At 38.5% G+C, this 351-nt stretch carries 1 pseudogene; it reads right to left on the reverse strand.

Annotated features, from left to right (window positions below):
• A pseudogene (locus HMPREF2644_RS06525) lies at positions 1–351 on the reverse strand (ShlB/FhaC/HecB family hemolysin secretion/activation protein); the annotation flags it as partial.

Below are 351 nucleotides of genomic sequence, written 5' to 3' on the forward strand. Positions count from 1 at the left end.
AGAGGTTTTGTTTTTAGGGTTTAGTTCGTAATGTACACGGGTAACCTTAAGCGGGTTTTCTTTTGCCATATTAAATTCACGCAAATCGAACCACTGACGACCATCTTCATACACTTTTCCTTGTTTCAAAGATGGCAGGCTGCGAGCGATATTTTCTTCACTATAACCCTTGCTCGCCTTATAAAAAACTTGGCTTTCTGCGACTGATTTCGAGACCAGTTCAAATATAATATTGCCATCCGTAATGGTTTGTTGTGGTAATACCACATCAAATTTATTTGGCTCAATCTTATCTAGCACGGCTTGTAATTCAAGCTGTGCTGTTTTTAGGTTTGTTAAAGTTTGTGTACC

The organism is Haemophilus sp. HMSC071C11 (genome assembly GCF_001837655.1).
Lineage (GTDB): Bacteria > Pseudomonadota > Gammaproteobacteria > Enterobacterales > Pasteurellaceae > Haemophilus > Haemophilus influenzae.